The organism is Lutimonas sp., from assembly GCF_051011215.1.
Lineage (GTDB): Bacteria > Bacteroidota > Bacteroidia > Flavobacteriales > Flavobacteriaceae > Lutimonas.
Map to the genome: position 1 here is coordinate 64635 of NZ_JBPCUJ010000081.1, position 18313 is coordinate 82947.

General features: G+C 37.3%; 14 protein-coding genes. 7 read left to right on the forward strand and 7 right to left on the reverse strand.

The window, feature by feature from the left end; all coding sequences use genetic code 11:
• Positions 1-75 precede the first annotated feature (75 nt).
• Complete coding sequence (locus ACR2MV_RS07710; protein WP_434021330.1) at positions 76-579, forward strand: Pycsar system effector family protein; 504 nt, start codon at positions 76-78, stop codon at positions 577-579.
• Positions 580-594: 15 nt separating this feature from the next.
• Positions 595-1176 carry an HD domain-containing protein gene (locus ACR2MV_RS07715; RefSeq protein WP_434021331.1) on the forward strand — a complete coding sequence of 194 codons (582 nt, stop codon included), beginning with the start codon at positions 595-597 and terminating at the stop codon, positions 1174-1176.
• A 214-nt stretch (positions 1177-1390) separates the two neighbouring features.
• Here the strand turns inward: ACR2MV_RS07715 and ACR2MV_RS07720 are convergent, their stop codons facing one another.
• Both ACR2MV_RS07720 and ACR2MV_RS07725 read right to left on the reverse strand, forming a co-directional pair.
• Positions 1391-2125: an energy transducer TonB gene (locus tag ACR2MV_RS07720; RefSeq protein WP_434021332.1), complete on the reverse strand. Its 735-nt coding sequence runs from the start codon at positions 2123-2125 to the stop codon at positions 1391-1393.
• 226 nt (positions 2126-2351) lie between these two features.
• A complete protein-coding gene (locus tag ACR2MV_RS07725) occupies positions 2352-5270 on the reverse strand; it encodes a triple tyrosine motif-containing protein (RefSeq protein WP_434021333.1) in 2919 nt (972 codons plus the stop codon).
• A 222-nt stretch (positions 5271-5492) separates the two neighbouring features.
• Between ACR2MV_RS07725 and ACR2MV_RS07730 the strand changes: the two genes are divergently transcribed.
• From ACR2MV_RS07730 to ACR2MV_RS07740, 3 genes are all read left to right on the forward strand, one after another.
• Positions 5493-8741, forward strand: coding sequence for a carbohydrate-binding protein (locus ACR2MV_RS07730; RefSeq protein ID WP_434021334.1), 3249 nt, complete (start codon positions 5493-5495; stop codon positions 8739-8741).
• Positions 8741-10009, forward strand: a complete 1269-nt coding sequence (locus tag ACR2MV_RS07735; protein ID WP_434021335.1) for a hypothetical protein — start codon at positions 8741-8743, stop codon at positions 10007-10009. The genes ACR2MV_RS07730 and ACR2MV_RS07735 overlap by 1 nt, the downstream gene beginning before the upstream one ends.
• 140 nt (positions 10010-10149) lie before the next feature.
• A complete protein-coding gene (locus tag ACR2MV_RS07740) occupies positions 10150-11010 on the forward strand; it encodes a glycoside hydrolase family 16 protein (RefSeq protein ID WP_434021336.1) in 861 nt (286 codons plus the stop codon).
• 48 nt (positions 11011-11058) lie between these two features.
• Here ACR2MV_RS07740 and ACR2MV_RS07745 read toward each other — a convergent pair whose 3' ends face one another.
• The 3 genes from ACR2MV_RS07745 to ACR2MV_RS07755 form a co-directional block, all read right to left on the reverse strand.
• Positions 11059-12348 carry a serine hydrolase domain-containing protein gene (locus ACR2MV_RS07745; RefSeq protein WP_434021337.1) on the reverse strand — a complete coding sequence of 430 codons (1290 nt, stop codon included), beginning with the start codon at positions 12346-12348 and terminating at the stop codon, positions 11059-11061.
• Positions 12349-12404: 56 nt separating this feature from the next.
• Positions 12405-14849 (reverse strand): hypothetical protein, encoded by a 2445-nt coding sequence (locus ACR2MV_RS07750; protein WP_434021338.1) that lies wholly within the window; start codon positions 14847-14849, stop codon positions 12405-12407.
• A gap of 180 nt (positions 14850-15029) precedes the next feature.
• The gene (locus ACR2MV_RS07755; RefSeq protein WP_434021339.1) at positions 15030-15431 is read right to left on the reverse strand and encodes a DUF2721 domain-containing protein; all 402 of its coding nucleotides are present in this window, start codon (positions 15429-15431) and stop codon (positions 15030-15032) included.
• A 118-nt stretch (positions 15432-15549) separates the two neighbouring features.
• Between ACR2MV_RS07755 and ACR2MV_RS07760 the strand changes: the two genes are divergently transcribed.
• Together ACR2MV_RS07760 and ACR2MV_RS07765 are read left to right on the forward strand one after the other, a co-directional pair.
• Positions 15550-16122, forward strand: coding sequence for a peptidylprolyl isomerase (locus tag ACR2MV_RS07760; RefSeq protein ID WP_434021340.1), 573 nt, complete (start codon positions 15550-15552; stop codon positions 16120-16122).
• 11 nt (positions 16123-16133) lie between these two features.
• Positions 16134-16961 (forward strand): cyclase family protein, encoded by an 828-nt coding sequence (locus ACR2MV_RS07765; protein WP_434021341.1) that lies wholly within the window; start codon positions 16134-16136, stop codon positions 16959-16961.
• Positions 16962-16992: 31 nt separating this feature from the next.
• Here ACR2MV_RS07765 and ACR2MV_RS07770 read toward each other — a convergent pair whose 3' ends face one another.
• Positions 16993-17406 carry an MmpS family transport accessory protein gene (locus tag ACR2MV_RS07770; RefSeq protein WP_434021342.1) on the reverse strand — a complete coding sequence of 138 codons (414 nt, stop codon included), beginning with the start codon at positions 17404-17406 and terminating at the stop codon, positions 16993-16995.
• Between the two features lie 42 nt (positions 17407-17448).
• Complete coding sequence (locus ACR2MV_RS07775) at positions 17449-18207, reverse strand: flavodoxin family protein (RefSeq protein WP_434021343.1); 759 nt, start codon at positions 18205-18207, stop codon at positions 17449-17451.
• Positions 18208-18313: the final 106 nt, after the last annotated feature.

Here is an 18313-nt window from a genome sequence, read left to right on the forward strand (position 1 = left end):
AATAAAAACTTAAAAGAAAAGTTTAATTGTTTTACATTAACTTTAAACAAATTAAATCATTAAAATAATAATGACATGAGACAGGACCCAAATAATTATTGGGAGCAACTGGAAAGATTGGAAAAGCTTATTCGTGCCTCTGAATTAAAAGCAGGGATTATTTTTTCATTTCATAGTCTAATTATTGGTCTTTTTATTGATCGGATAGAGCAGTTTCAACCTGTTATTCAAACAAGCAAGGTATTTGTGCTTCTTTCTTTTTTGTGGATGGCATGCGTTTTAGTATCTATTTTTTATTGTTTTAAATGCTTTAAACCTCAAATTGAATTGAAATATAAAAAGAATGTATTTTTCTTCAGAGATGCCGTTTATTCTTTTGGTGATGTCAAGGCCTATACAAAGAGATTGATGGAGGTTTGTGAAGGTGAGGAAATTTATGAACAGTTAAGTCAACAAATTCATATCGAAAGTAAGATTATTGATCAAAAATTCATTTGCGTTCGAAAATCTATTAAGTTTTTTGGTTTGAGTTTTATTTTTGTCCTGGCCGCCCTAGCCTTTTGGATCATTACAGTATAACATGAAGAATTTGCTATGAAAGGATATTATAAACTTCGAAAGATCATTCTTGATATTTTGAATACAAAACTATCAAAAGATCTACATTACCACGGTGTTCATCATACGGTTGATGCTTTGAATACCTGTAGTGTTTATTTAAAACATAATAAAATTAGTAACCATGAAGCTAAGTTACTGCGCCTCGGCGTGCTTCTGCACGATATAGGCTTCACAGAAACAACCAAAGAACATGAAAAGAAAAGCGCCGAGATCGCCGATAAACTTTTAAGCGAAAATGGCATTTCCGAAGAAGACAAATCAGTAATCGAAGGGCTCATTTTGAGCACAAAAATACCGCAACAACCAAAAACGCTCCTCGAAAAAATCATTTGTGATGTTGATCTGGATTATTTAGGCAGGGCGGATTTTTATGCCATAAGCAATCAACTTTTTCAGGAATTAAAAGCATTAGACGTACTCGATGACTTCGACGATTGGAATAAACTCCAAATCAGATTTCTTGAGGCTCATACCTATCATACTGAATTCGCAATTCAAAACAGGCAACCTGAAAAGGAATTGCGGATTGCAGAATTAAAAAAACTAGTAGGCTAATAAGAAGTAATTATATAGGCTAAACAGGCTGAAATCAACTCATTCTCTTTCCAGCAATCTTCGTATACCTGTACTCGAAAAAAATATTTTATATTTTATGTTTACTTCGTAGTTTCAGTATCATAAAATAAAACCCCTCAATTTTGACTTAATGTTTGTTTATAGCCTTTGATTCAAGTGTCAAAGGCTTTTTTTTATGTATTGGTTCCCATTTCTATTGCAAATAGAAACTTATGGGTAATGAATATTTTACACTTACATTTCTTTGCCGCTGCTTTGCAGGAATCATTTGGGGTAATTTCCCAACGGCCTTCATGGCTTCTTTCTCTAATCTTTTATGAGGCGCTCTTGCCACAACGTTAATTATATTCCCTTCTTTATCAATTTCAAAGAAAACGATAATTCTTTGTTTTCCTCGCAGACCCAGGTCCAGATTGGTATTAAACTTTTTGGAAACAAGTTTCTTAACTTTTTCATTAAAGCATGCCCGGTACGCTTCTTCCGAATCCTCAACACAACCAGGGAACCGCGGAGCTTGCTCTACGGCAACAAAAATATAAGATTCATCATCTGGTTCTGCAATCTCAGGAACATCGCTAAATACCTCATCAAAATCAACGGGGTCAGATGGCGGCTCCGGAGCCAATACTTCTTCAATAACTTTATCCGGTTCGTCAATAACGAAATCATTGATAAGAACCGGGGTTTTCACTCTCGGTTTTTCTTCTATTGCTTTCTTTTGTTCAATTTCAAAAGGAGGAACTGCATACATATCTGGCTCATTATCTACAAGCCTGTTTTCTGAAATCACAATCAGATCCTTGGCAAAAGTTGACTCAAATCCAATATAAACCACTATGAGAGCAAATATGATCCCTAATTGAAGGCACAATCTTGAATCGAGTTGCATTAATTTTCTTTTACTGATGTTGTACTTTGAATTTTTCATATGAAAGTGGTTTTGTTAAAATTTTGTTAAACCAAACTTCGTGCCAAGAAATGTATCACAAAACATCCAAAACCAACAAAATCAATAAAAATCAACATCGCATTATTGTGGAATAAACTATGAAAACGCTTACAAAATCAATATTCTAGCTGTAAAGTTCCAATAAACAAAGATTGTGATTTTAAGCAATTGAATACCGGCTGCAAAGTTGATTTACTATCTAAATTTAAACAACATCTTTCTGATCATTCAGAGAATTCTCAAGGTAGGCCTTAAAGTTCTTTTCCTGAATACCCAATTTTTTTCTAACTCTGTACCTACCCGTTTCCACCCCTCTCACGGATATATTCAATAAAGGAGCAATCTCTTTATTAGAAAGATCCATTTTTACAAAAGCGCAGAGGCGTAATTCTCTTTTTGTCAGATCCGGATTAATATCCAACAATCGCTTAAAAAAATCAACATGCACTTTTTCAAAATTAACGTCAAACACATCCATATATTCTTCCCCTATTCGATGCTGCCTGATTTTATTCAAAATGGTATCAATCGATCGACGCTGAGTGGCTTGCTTAAAATTATTTGAAACCGATTTAAGGTCATCGTAAATACTATAAATAATGTCTTTCTTTTTTACCAGCAGCATGGTATAATTGGCCAGTTCCTTTTGATGGTTGATAAGGTCTTCCTCTAATTTATTCTTTTGCAGCTCTATTTGCTGAGTTTGCTGTTTTAGCTTTAATTGTTCTATTTCTAATTCTAGTACACGTTTAGAATTTTCAACAATATCTTTTTCTTTTTGAATCTTTCTCCTAACAAATCGTCGCACCCAAAAGACGATCAAATAAATAACTAAAATCACCAATAACAGCATCAGGAACATAGCCATTTCAGTTTCATACCAAGCATGTGCAATTACAAAACTAAAAGATGCTTCATTCCCTTTTTGACCAATCATATTTCTGGATCTCACCTTAAAGTCATGGTTTCCAGGTTCAAGGTAGGTGTATTCTTTAAAGGGTATATCCGACCATTCAGACCAATTGGAATCTATGTTCTCCAGTTTAAATTGATATTGTTTGCGGACAGATGAAGACATTTGAGGGTTCGTGAACTCAAACCGCATCACATCGACTTGTCCAGGGAGCTGCAGTTGGTCCGAAAGTGGAATTTTTGTCCACAAATTGCTTTCTCCATCATAATACTGAACATTACTAATGAGTGTGTTGCGGTCCGTTTCTGCATGATTCATCTTCGTACGGTATAAATAAAGTCCGTCATTTGCGCCTATTAAAACACTCTTATCTTCCAACGGAACAAAGCTTTCCATACTACGATTTAATTTACCATTCAAATTCAAGAAAAGGTCTTTATGCAAATCCACTTCCTTGTTGCCACTATCAAAATAACCAAATTCGTCATTCTGAACCAACCAGGTTCTGCTTCCGGATTTGAGTATTTTAGTAGTGTTAAATCCCGGATCCAGAATGTCATTTAAATATGTATATGGAACAAAACGCTTCTCTCTTTCTTCATAGGAATACACACCAGTATTACTGGTAAATACAATGTCATTATTATACCGGACAACATTAATATTATAAGGCGATTCAAATCCATTCTGATCCGTAAAGTGTTCAATCGAAATGGTTCTTGTCAATTCATCATCTAAGGTAAGTCTATAAACACCTTTATATCCGTGACAGATCCAAAACGTGTTCAACTCATCTGCCTGTAATATATCTCGACTTGATTCATCAAAACCTTTGATTTTAGATTTAAATATCCAGGAATCATCGTTGTGAACCAATAAGTACAACCCATGATAACCAGCCGCAAGATATGTGTTAGGCTTACCCTCCACGGGCAATACTTTCCAAAATGGATCTAAATCATTCAGTGGCTGTGGAACATTGTTCTCGAGCCTATACAAGCCATTATGTCCACTGATTAAGATATCCTTTTCAAACTTATCAATGTTCCATACCTGACCATCTAAATCCGGTAGTTTGATAAAACTCAATCCGGAAATAATCGATTCAGTAGTTTCAAATTCTGAATAATAGACCCCGGAATTGGTTGCCAGATAGATCATTGACTCGTCTAATAGTATATCATATACAGAAACTCCATTAAACAAATGAAAATCAGGTAAATTAAATTCTAACAAGGACAATCCACTCTTGGTTAAAAACCATATTCTATCATCCATCGTTACCAGTCGAACCAAGGAAGTATTGCCCATTTTTGAAAAAGCAGGATTATTTGCCTCTGTTGCTCCCGTTTCACTCAGGTATATTAAACCAGATTCGTTGGTACCTAAAAGATAACCACCTTTAAAATTGACAGCTGTTACGATTTCCTGGGAATTATCTGTCAAGACCTCTTTCCAGAGACTGGCAGTTCTTGAAGCACTATTTACCTTAAAAATCTTTCCTGAAGAAGTTACTACCAAAAAATCCTTCGATCCATTGATTTCCAGCAAACCACTTATATCACTAAACGCAATGGGGATATCTTCCAGCACATGCACCAACTTCTTTTGGCCCTTATCATATTTTTTGAACCCCTTTCCATAATCCATAACATATAGTTCATTATTGATAACGCCGGAGAAACTAAAAACATTCTCAGGTTTCAAATGGGTCAGAATCTTATTCCTCACCATCAACAACTCATTAAAAGACCTAAATATCACAGTCTTACCCAAAGAGTGTGCCTGCCATAAATATTCAAAATTGGTAGCATCTAACTTAAATTGCTCACGTAAAGATCTAAAACTGTAGCCCCCAAGTGAATCTTTGACAATCTGACCTAATTCGTTATAACCTCCCACATATACTTCCCCTTTCTCATTATTCACTAAACTGGTGGCCGCAGAATTATTGGGTAAGGAAATGGTTTGCCACCTTTCTCCGTCAAAGATTAAAACACCGTCATTATTCCCGAAATACAAAATACCATTTTCACCTTCAATCAATGAGTAAAACTGTTCATTGGCGTTAAAATCAAGACGTGAATAGTGGGTAACCTTTGGGCTAAAATGTAGTTTTTGATTATTTTCCTGACTCTGAATACAAAAACTAAAGAAGAGAAAAAACAGAAAATTATTGAAAGTCTTTTTTTCAAAAAAACATGTAAACATATCTGATTTTTAGTTCATATAAAATACTTCAAGATCGTAAATATACCATATTTTATTTTTATTTTTTAAAAATTAATATTCTGTATATCAATGTTTTATAAAAATTGACGTAGTTGTGATGTAATACTAAATTCACATGACGTAATTATAGTGTAGCTTTTAAAATGTTTTTGTTTAAATCCTATAGTAAATTTGAGTCCATAAGATCAAAATACTCACATTATGCATAAAAAACTACTCTTAATTATTCTTCTGTTATCAAGTGCCTTGTTGACGGCCCAAGGATTAAAAACAGAAGGAAAGAAAATTATCGACACGAATGGCAATGAGGTCATCTTAAAAGGAGCCGGACTTGGCGGCTGGATGTTAATGGAGGGCTATATGATGCAATCTTCTGATGTGGCAGATACCCAGCACGAATTCAGAGAACGACTGGAAGACCTCATCGGCAAACCAAAAACGGATGAATTTTTTGAGGCATGGCTACAAAATCATGTCACTAAAAAAGATATCGATTCATTGGCTAAATGGGGGTTTAACAGTGTGAGACTCCCGATGCATTACAACTTATTTACCCTACCAATAGAAGATGAACCTGTGGCAGGTCAAAATACATTTTTGAACAAAGGTTTCGAAATGGTCGATGAGCTGTTGAACTGGTGCGAAGCAAATCAAATGTATCTAATTTTAGATTTACATGCGGCACCTGGTGGGCAGGGAGCGAATGCAGCCATTTCAGATTACGATCCCGAGAAACCTTCTCTCTGGGAAAGTGAAGAAAACAAAAATAAAACCATCGCTCTATGGAAAAAACTGGCAGAACGTTATAAAGATGAACCTTGGATGGGTGGTTATGACCTGCTCAATGAAGTCAACTGGCAATTACCAGGCGGAACTGACCTAAGAAGTCTTTACGAAGATATCACTACCGCTATCCGCTCTGTAGACACAGATCACATCATCTTTATTGAAGGAAACTGGTTTGCCAACGACTTTACAGGCCTGACACCTGCATGGGATGACAATATGGTTTATAGTTTCCATAAATACTGGTCTTTTAACGACCAGGCTTCAATTCAATGGGTATTAGACCTCAGAGAATCAGAAAATGTCCCTTTATGGATGGGAGAAGCTGGTGAAAATTCAAATACCTGGTTTCAGGAAGCTATTAGCCTCTTTGAAAGCAATGGTATTGGATGGTCATGGTGGCCAATGAAAAGAATTGAGACGACAGTGAGTCCCTATTCAATTGAATTTTCAGATGGCTATAAAAACATCTTGGAATACTGGAGAGGCAATGCTTCCAAACCATCAGAAGCAGCAGCTTTCTCTGCGATGATGGAACTGGCTACAAATACCAATAGTAGCAATTGCAGTTTCCACAAAGATGTTCTTGATGCTCAATTCAGACAGATTATAACTGATGAGACCAAAGCTTTCAGCAAGCAATCGATACCCGGAACCATCTACTTATCTGACTATGATTTAGGTAAAAACAACTTTGCCTACTACGACATTGATGCAGCCAATTATCAGCTGTCTACCAATCAATTTCAAGCCTGGAACTCTGGCTGGACCTATAGAAATGACGGTGTAGATTTAGAAGCAAATGATGACAAAACAAACAGTAATGGATATCATGTAGGGTTTACAAACAAAGGTGAGTGGATCAACTATACAGTTGAAATAGATGAAACAGCAGTATACAAGCTGGATGCAAGAATTGCGGGCGAGAATGATGGTGGTCAATTTCATTTATCAATGAATAATGAGGCCATCACTAAAACTCAAACCCTTGATGCAACAGGAGGATGGACTACTTTTGCTACTCATAGTGTTCAAGACATTTTACTTGAAAAAGGAACTCATGTGATCACTTTACATATTGATGGAGCTGTTTCTTTCAATATTAGTAGTCTTCGTTTTTCTAAATCAGGAGATAGCAGTTCTTTAGATGCGATCGCCTTAAACGGGATTTTAGGTTCGAATGAATCAAGTATTGAAATAACTGTGAATGAAGATATACTGGAGTCGTCTTTAAATGACAGTAAAGATAACTTTACTGTTACCGTGAATGGAACTGATCAAGCTATTGCTGCAATTGGTCTTATTAGCGAAAAGAAGCGAACCATTCAATTAGATTTTAGTTCTTCTTTTCTTTCGGGTGATGAAATAAAAGTATCCTATAATGGAACTACAATCAGTACGGTTTCAGGAAAGAAATTAAATGCGTTCAGCGAGCTGCTAATTGGCAACAATTTAGCTTCAAGATTTGAACTTCCCGGAAAGATAGAAGCTGAAAATTTCAGTAATATGTCAGGTCTTCAAACGGAAGACAGTTCTGATGATGGCGGAGGGCAAAATATTGGCTATACGGATGCAGGAGATTACGCAGATTATTTAGTAAATATACTAGAAAATGGTAGTTTTTCTTTTCTGGCAAGAGTGGCTAGTGAATCCGCCGGAGGACAAATCGGAATCTACCTACTGGGAGATGACGAAAGCGAAACAGAATTAGCAACCTTGGATGTACCTGTTACCGGTGGTTGGCAAAATTGGGAAACAGCCACTACAAGCATTACGATTCAAAAAGGGTTTCAAACTATCCGAATGAAGGTTATAAAAGGCGGCTTCAACCTGAACTGGATGCAGGTAGCAGGTGCTGACAGCGACATGGATGGTGTTGCGGACGAAGATGATGATTGCCCAAATAGTAATTCAGGTGCTATTGTCAATGAAAAGGGCTGTGAAACTTTCTCTGTGGGATCTGATAATTTCATTATTAAAGTTGAAAGTGAAACATGTCAGGCAAATAATAATGGCAAAATTTCGGTAAAGACAGCTAAATCCTTCACCTATTCAGCCACCTTGTCCGGAGCGGCCACCGCGACCAATAATTTTACTTCGGAAACCAATTTTACGGACTTAAGTGCCGGAAATTATACAATCTGTTTTAAAGTTGCCGAAGATGCAGACTTCGAACAGTGTTATACTGTTCAGGTCACTGAGCCAGAGAACCTCAGCGTTTTTTCCAGTTTAGATCCTTCTTCCTCGGTTCTTTCTTTAAAACTTTCTGGTTCAAAAGAATATAGCATACAGATAAACGGAGAAGAATTTGAAACTTCGGAGTCTTTCTTCAGCATAGGCCTAAAGGACGACATAAATACGATTGTGGTGAAAACCGACAAGGACTGTCAAGGTGAATACAAAGAAGTAATTCAGCTTAACAACCAACCTGTTGTGCATCCAAACCCAGTTACAGGAGACACTATTTATATTTCTACAGGACAGTCGGCATCAGCAGATGTAAAAATTCTGTTGTTTGATATGACTGGTAAACTAGTGCTATCACAGCATCTGTTAAATAATAAATCAGTTATTCCTGTCAATGTTTCTCAACTTCAAAAAGGGCTTTATGTTCTTAAAGTAATTCAAAACAACCAAACGTTTAACTACAAAATTATAAGATAATGAAAAATGTTTATCGCACAGCAATCATTCTATTTGCGTTCACGATGCTATTGAGTTGTGGTGAGGATACTGTCACTGAAGACTTTCCTCCGGCAAAGGCAACACTAAGTTTCCCTGAAAACAACAAAGACTGTAACGAAGGTGTAGTTGTTTCTGATACACACAGTGAAGTAACATTTCGATGGAACACCGCTCAAAATGCGGATTCATACACCTTAAACATTACAAACCTTGAAAACAATTCCCAGCAGACCGTTGGCTCAAAAGAAACTGAAGCATCTGTAAGTATTCTAAGGGCTACAGCATTTTCCTGGTCAGTAACTTCTAAAAGCAGCAATTCTTCTAAAACATCTGAGAGTGCTGTTTGGAAATTCTATAACGCGGGTCCTCCCGATGAAAATCATGTACCAAATTTGGCAACACTGGTAAGCCCTGGTATGGATTCCAAAGTAAACGAAGGAACTGTTAGTTTGAACTGGACCGGAAGTGATATTGATAATGATATAGTTTCCTACGAGGTTTATATCGACAATGCCAACCCACCAACAACTCTTGCCGGTAGTCCAACCAACAACAAACTCGATGTCACTGTAACAAAAGACCTGACCTATTACTGGCAAGTGATCAGTATCGATGCCATTGGGAATAAATCTACATCAGAAGTTTTTAGTTTTGTGGCAGAAGAAGGGGTTCCTGTTGAACCATCGACCAATCTTGTTTTAGATGGTGAAATGAACGATACTGGCAAATGGACGTATAAGCAAATCATGGTTAATTCGGACAATGCTGTGGAGCATGGTTTTGAAAATGGAGAATATAAATTTATTGGAGCTGCAGGCACCACTCATTCCAACGCTATCATCTGGCAGGAAATTGCAGTGGAAGCAGGCAAAACATATCAATTTGACATGCAAGCCCGAAGTGAAGGAACAGAGGGTTCATGGCTGGAAGTGTACTTCAATAAGAAGCCCATTGGAGATATAGCTGAAGAATACGGTGAAGGAATGGACCTATATATCAAAAGTTTTGGAGGTGATGTTGAAGGTTGCGGTAATGACGCATTTGACGGCAGCGTATTCGATATCATCAAAGATGGTTGCGTACTTCCAGATGACTCTCAGTTCGACGCCAATGGAAACATTACTTTTAACGCTTCCGATTTAACAGAAAACGGTACGATTTTTCTTGCCATAAAAGCAGGGAACTGGAATGGGAATTTTGGAACAGGGATCTATATTGATGATGTTGAATTAATAGAAGTTAAATAAATTCCACTTTTAAAAACAAAATAACAAAAGCCGTATCAATCTGCGGCTTTTGTTTTTTAATCATATGTTAAACCTCATGGGGTGTAAAATAACGATGCGAAAGTCTCTTTAAAAACACTTCCATTTTCAGCCCGAATATCATGAAACATTCTATTATTCTTCTTCTAATTACCTTTGTGACAGTAGCCATAAGTTTTACCACCATCAAAAATAAAAAAGATACCTCCCCAAGGTTATCACCTGCCAGCTGGGAAGTAGATTTCCTCGATAACTTCGACAGTTTTGATCCTAATAACTGGCAAGATCAGCGTATTTGGGTAAACAACGAAAAACAGTGCTATGTTCCCGATAATAAGTTTGGAACACGTGAAGTAAGCGACGGGACTTTAAAAATTAAAGTAATCAATATTGGCGAAAAAATAGCTTGTGACAATTTAGACAAGCATGGCAATCAACAAATGGATACTGAATTCGTTGCTGGTCGTATTGCATCCAAGAATCGGAAAGAGTTTATCAAAGGTAAATGGACAGCGAGACTCAAACTTTGGGGCAATGGTGAACCCAGTATGTTTCCAGCCTGGTGGATTCTCGGGGCTCAGAATAACGAATCTCCGGTTCAAGAAGAAAACGAAAATGTTTGCTGGCCATTAACTGGCTCCGGCGAAATTGATATTTTTGAACACCATGGAGATGGTGATGATGATCATTTCACAGCTGGTGCCATTAAAAGTCTTGAAGAGTGCGACAAAGGTGATTGGTGGACCTTACGAAAAGGAATTGAAACAAGCTTAAACGAATATCATGAATATTCAGTGGAATGGGAAGGCAGCGACCTCGTATATCGAGTAGATGACAAAGAAGTTTATCGAAACATAGGTGAAGGTGATAAATATCCTGAACCCATGTTTGCCATCTTAAACTACGCCAAAATTACAGATTCTGCAATGACCGGTGAGTGGGTCATGGAAGTAGATTGGGTGAAACACGAATCGCTCAAGTAATGAGCAATGATTCATAAAGAAACCATGCTTTATAGCGTGGTTTCTTTATTAATCATCGATGGCCTGCCCGACCAAATGGGTAAATCTCCAACCTGTATCGTCCGATGTTACATCTTGCATTTGTTTCATCAAGATACCAATGACCTCTTCCTCAGGATCTGCAAAATACTGGGTATTGAAATAGCCTCCCCAACTGAAGGTTCCTCTGCTGCCATTACCGCCCATATTCTGACCTTTCTGAGAGACCACACCAAAGGCAAGTCCATAATAGGATCCTGAATCTCCCCAAAAATCACCAATTTGATTGGCCATCATAAATTGTATCGTCGTTCGACTCAACAAACGAATTCCATTTAATTCTCCCTTATTTAAATACATTTGGAGAAAAGTAGCATAATCTTTCGCCGTACTCGACAAACCAGCTCCTCCTGAAAAGAAAGATTTCGCACCTTTTACAGGGTAGTCTACATCATATACCTCAGGGTTTGAATAAACCATCCACTTCTCATCCTTCCAGGACTGAATAGGAATCAACCTCTTTGCTTTGGAATCAGGAAGGTAAAACCAAGTATCTTCCATATCCAGAGGATCAAAAATTCTACTCTTAAAAAAGTCATCAAGGGGCATTCCCGAGATTATTTCTATAAAATAGCCCAATACATCTAAACCTTCACTGTAGGTAAATTTTTCTCCAGGATGATGATGTAAGGGTAACTTGGCCAGAATCTTTACATTTTCTCCTATTGTCAGCGGCGCTGTTGTGAACAAATCAGTTACACCTGCCTTTTTATATATCTTTTTGATTCTTTCATCCCCATCGATATAACCATAGCCAATACCAGAAGTATGTGTTATTAAATGTCGAATGGTTATAGGCTTATCAGCTTTTATGGTTGTATAGGTCAAGTCATCTTCATGTAAAGAATCCAGAACTTGCACATTTTCAAATTCAGGAATATACTTCGATACAGGGTCATCCATTCTAAATTTACCTTCTTCCCAAAGCATCATCACGGCGGTAGAAGTAATGGCTTTTGTCTGAGAGGCAATCCGAAAAATATCGTCTTTCTTAAGTATTCTATTAGCAGATACATCGGCTTTTCCAAAAGCTTTATGATATACTATTTTTCCTTTTCTGGCAACTAATACAACCGCACCAGGAATTTCGTTGCTACTTATCGATTCATTGATCATATCGTCTATAATGGATAATCGTTCTTCCGACATACCCACCTCAGCAGGTTGTCCGACGGTAAGTGGTGGAGAATTTTTTATTGACTTGGTTTGACTGTAGCTTATAAAAGAAATAAGCAAAAATACACAAAGTAGATTTTTCATAAGATCGGTATAGGCTTTATTAGTAGCTATTTACCTATCTAAGATAGCACAAAAAATCAATTTCCAACTTCAAAATATGTCTGAACTCTAACGGGATAACCTTCCAAGGTTATTCCCTCAAGTTCTATCCGGTACTTTGCATCAGGATCGGCAGCGTAAAAGGAGAGTTTTGTCTTCCTGTCTGTATAGAGCTTTAATGTCGGCTCCCAGTGCAAGGTAATGCGATAGTCATCTTCCATATCACCGCCTTTTCCAGTATCATAAACAGGTTCATAGAACTCCTTTGCTTTGTAAATACCGGGATAATTAAAATTAATAATCCCCTTCCTTGGCCCACTATTGCCATAGGCCAGTCTTTCTTCAGCTGTTTTCGTATAGACCACCACTGCAGCCTCACATAAATAAACGGTCGCCTGAGGCCCTGAAAGAAGGTCAATAAAACTAACATCATTCGCCGTTATCACATTATTCAATTCATTGGCACTGCTAAAACGTATTCCGTCAAGAAAGAATACAATTCGAGAGCCACGGTAGTAAAAAGCATCGACTCCCGCCACTGTAGATTGGGTTGATAAACGAGGGTTATATCTTGAAATACCCGGTGTCCGATTTAAAAAGGTCCATAAAACATCATTTCCCAAGGCTACTATATTTTCTTTTTTATAATCTACCCTGAATCTGGGCTGGGCATATCTCATGGTTTTTCTTCTGTATGGATCCACATAAGGCTCTCTTTTCGCCCTCACTTCCACCCCATCCAGTTTCACATAATCGGGCTGATCTGCATAAAGTGCCTCCAGATATTCAGCATCCTGTATTTCTTGATAGCGATCTAAAACTCTTTTCCTGTCCTGGCTTAAACGGCTTGGTTCAAACGAAATTGATGGCGACGCAAATGTGTCCATCACAATGTAAAAATCACGATTCACCTCATTTGAATTCGCCTTCTTTCCTTTTTTTACGAGTTTCTTTTTTGCTTCAATGATGATGGAAATACTATCTTTAAACGTATATCCTGGAAAAAGAAACCGCCCTTTCCCAAAAGTCTTGGATTCGTCATGGCCAAAAATATCCCCATTCTTATAGGTTAAACTCACCTCGCTATGAACCGTTTTATCATAGTTGTAAGAACTCCTGATACTCCCTTTAAAATCTTTTCCTGTTTCCACAGTGAAAAGTTGACTACGCTGATCTGACACTTCCTCTTGATTCCATAAATAGTTACGCCATCCTTGGGTCATCATCAGCAAATCAAGGTCCCTTTTACGCTCAGAACTTTCTGTTTCAAAATAATAACATGGATTCTCAATGTCTCCTCTGATTTCCGAATCTAATAATAAATAACTCACTATATCCGAATCACAATCTGCCACATTATTACTGGTCATATCGGTCACTGATACAGATACATTTGCCGGCAAACCAGAATCATTCATGAGAGACAGATCGAATTCAATAAATTCTCTTTGTTCGAAATTTTTCTTGGCAGATTCCAGGCTCACTTCAGGTCTTGTTCTATTCGTAGCTGCGAAAACCAATCGTTCGCAGATAGGCTTGTTATTTTTATCGAAAACAGTAAATTTAACAATTCCATTGTCCAGTGTTGAAAAAGGTACTTTGAGAGATCCTTGTTCTTTGTTGCCTGTCAGATTAGCACGACATATAACGACTCCTCTTTGCTCACCGATAAGGGAGAGACCATTCACGCCTTGCTTTAATGAAGATTGCAAATTGATCTGATAGGAATCTCCGCGATCAATGACACGGATAATGACACCTTTTTCCAGTACTTTGGGTAATTCATAATAATACTCCTTACCGGCATAACGAATTTTAGCTTTCAAGTCTTTGGAAGTTTCCGGAACGATTGTAAAACTTCCCATACCTGCATGACTTGATTCAAAAGAGATTAATTCTTGTTCACGATGATCGAGAATCACCCCCTGAACATCAAAACTTTGACCTGCATCATTAATGGCTTTAAATCCAATCCTCGCTGGAAGTCCCTGTATCATCGATCCTCCTTCAGGGAAAAATTGAAGATCTGGTTTCAGCCCATTAGATTCTAACGCATTCCTTGCTTCTTTTCTGTCTCCCTCTCCCTGTTCTTCAGAAGTAATTTCTTGCTGCTCTTTTTTTAATTGTTTAAATGAATTGATATTCATTTTCTTATGAAAGAAAAATGAATCATCAAAATTTCTCATAAAATTGGTATAAGCCCTCACTGTGTATACACCAGATTCTGTCCCTATGTCCAATCCAAACTCACCTTCACCACCGCCATTTACAAGGTGAATCGTTCTTATGTCTACAATTCTGTTATCAGGATCAATCAGCTCCACATAGACAACCTTGCTTTTAGCATAAGGACTATGGTTAACACCATCCAACAGGTACACCTTGAACCACATTTGATCTCCCAAAAAATAATTATCTCTGTCAAAATGAATATATACTTTCTCCATATTCTCATTTTGCTGATCATACAAGCTATGATCCATCGTAAACAGGTGCTTTACAGCCGAATTAGAAAATAATCTTGAACAAAAAATTGTTGAAATTAAAAACAAACAGATGATAATAACATACTGTTTAAGGAAAGACGGAGGCGCCATACTTGATAAGACTAAGGATTGTTGTTGTCGAAATACTCACAAATAACATACCAAAAACACATACTTCTAATGCTTATCTTTTTCCAAATCGCTTAAATGATGTTCAAGGGCCTGAACCGAAATCTGAATTTCTTTTATCAAAAGAGCTAAAGAAATAATTAACAAAACCAAGGCCAATCCAAAAACCCAAATGGCGATTGTATGCTGTTCAATATAAATTAAAAACATAGTAGTTACGCATAACAGCAAACTACTGATCCCGAAGATCTGCATTGAACGAGTCAAATAGAGACGCTGTCTTAGGTTCTTGATTTGCCGAATCAATACTTGATTGTGATCTTTCTTATACTTATCATGTAAGTTTCTTACTACTGCAGCATAGGCTAAAAATCGATTTGTATAGGCCAGCATGATCAATGATATTGCCGAAAATAATAAGGCAGGCGTTGTTAAAGTGAGTTGTTCCATGGCTCAAAAATAAGAGAATCTGCAATTAAAATTCAGTCCTTAGAATATTTTTATAGGAACTCTTTTAAATCATCCATAAAAAAGTAAGTAACTTTAATCCATATCAAACCCTGCCATCATGTTAAAAAAATACGTATTCATCATCTTTCTTTGGACCTTTTTTTCAGGAATGTCTCAAGATAAAATAGTTTGTCGAATCTCAACCTCTATGGGTGACATTGATGTCGCTTTATATCAAAAAAAGGCGCCGATTACAGTGGCAAATTTTTTACGCTATGTTGACGCCAATTTATATCAAAACAGTTCTTTTTTTAGAGTCTGTACTCCTGAAAATGAAGCAGATAGAGAAATCAAAATTCAAGTGATTCAAGGAGGTGATGTTCCTGAAAACGAGCAATTTGAGGCCATCGAAATTGAGACCACAGAAAAAACGGGCATTCTTCATAAAAATGGTACTTTATCAATGGCCAGGGCCGAACCAAATTCAGCTACCTGTAGTTTTTTTATTTGTATTGGAGATCAGGCATCTCTGGACTATGGGGGTCAACGCAATCCAGATGGTCAAGGCTTCGCAGCCTTTGGTCAAGTCCTAAAGGGAATGGAATTGGTAAAAAAAATACAAGATGAAAAAGATGATGGTCAATACTTAGTAAATCCTATCATCATCAATTCCATAAAAAGAATAAACTAATGAGGCAATTTATGACATTCAAACATCAAATAATCCCAGCTATACTTCTTATCATCATCTGCAGTTGTGAATCAAGGACAGACCAAAGCAAATCCTCCGGTAAAAGCCAAGCATCCCTTTCAGATTATTCAATTATAGATCTGTCTCATGACTATTCCAAAGAAACGATCTATTGGGTAACTGCACAAACCTTCGAGCTTGATACTGTATTTGCCGGTCAAACCGACAATGGTTTTTATTATACGGCAAATAACTTTTCTACCGCTGAACATGGAGGCACCCATATAGATGCTCCTATTCATTTTGCCGAAGGCGGTCTCACTGTTGATCAACTAAAGCTGAGCTCTCTAATAGGAAAAGGAATAAAAATAAACGTTTCTGAAAAAGCTTTGAAAGATAGAGACTACCTCATCAGCAAAGAAGATCTCATGCAATGGGAATCGGTTCATCAAAAACAAATACCTGATGGATCAATTGTATTGCTAGAAACAGGTTATTCAAAATTCTACCCTGATGCTGTTAACTATATGGGCACTGATCAGAGAGGGCCTGATGCAATTTCTTTATTGCATTTTCCAGGTTTATCTAAAGAAGCGGCGCAATGGCTTGTTGACAAACGCCGGATAAAAGCCATTGGTATTGACACACCAAGTATAGACTATGGTCAATCTACCTTATTCAAAAGTCATGTGATTCTGATGTCTCATAATATTCCGGCCTTTGAAAATTTAACAAACTTAAATCAACTGCCAACAGAAGGTTTTGAGATCTTAGCCCTGCCCATGAAAATAAAAGGAGGCAGCGGCGCTCCTCTAAGAGCCATTGCTCTTATTCCTTGAACCGATGCAATGCAATGTTTAAAAATGAAAACTAATATCTTGGTAAAGACCTGCCTTCTATTTCCACATCTCCATTACTTATAACTGAGTTTTCTGTCTCATTTTTAAGATACTGACTTTCAGACGACTCACCATCTATGGCTGGAGACCATCTTGCCTCAATGGATAAATCTTCATTAAAAGGAATGTCTCCAAAAGCTTTTGCCTCTAAAGCCTTACCAGCTGGAATTGAGAGAGAAATTTCCCAAGGTACCGTTGGATTTTCTATCACAACCCTTTCTGCATTTTTATCAAGATACTCAATTCTATTAACGGTTGTTCCATCCGAGGCTGTTACCTTATATTCAATAGAATAATTTTTTGCAGGCGGAAGTCCACCATCATCATCACCGCAAGAGCTTACTAAAAAAACAGCAAAGACAATTGTCAAAAACGTATTTTTCATATCGCATTGTTTTATTTCTCAAATATAATTAAAAGTGATATCTTATCTCTTATGTTCAGGACTGTCAAAACCAGCCTTGCACCCTGCATCCCAATCGTCGGGAAGATTTCCATAGGCCGGCACTCCACCCTGATCTTTTAACATCCTGGCGAGATGCAAACAGTTCCAAACCAAAAAAGTTGTATTTCTATTGGTAAAATCATTTTCGGGCCCGCCTGAACCTTCATCTCTATAGGATGGTCCCGGACCAGCTTCTCCCATCCAGCCTGCATCAGCTTGCGGAGGGACCGTATATCCAATATGAGACAGTGAAAACAAAATATTCATGGCACAGTGTTTAACCCCATCTTCATTTCCGGTAATCAAGGTAGCACCGACTTTACCATAATCTCTGTATTGCCCTTTCTCATTAAACTGATGGGTGTACCCATACATTCTTTCAAGCGTTCTGTTACAGACAGATGACTTCTCTCCTAACCAGACAGAAGTACACACTATTAAAATATCACAGGCATCTACTTCCTTTTGAATCATAGGCCAGTCATCTTTGTCCCATTCATCAGTTTTAGACATATCAAGACCTAAACCCGCAGGTATATCATAATCAACTGGTCTTATTATTTTAGTTTTCACTTTATTTGCCTCAAATATCTTCTGAGCCACTTTAATCAAGCCTTCTGTGTGTGATAAAATCGGGGTTCTATTCAAGGTGCAGTTCAAAAATAAGACGCTAAGATCATCGTATTTTTTAGGTGGTAAGGCACATTGCTTTTCTGTAATTTTTTCTAGTTGTTTAGACATCAATTTTGCTTTAGGGGTTCCCTTAAAGATACGCTTTTTGCCTCGAGTATACTTAATAGCTAAAAAAACAAAAATCCAAAATGAAAATAAGTCGGGCCCTCTTAAA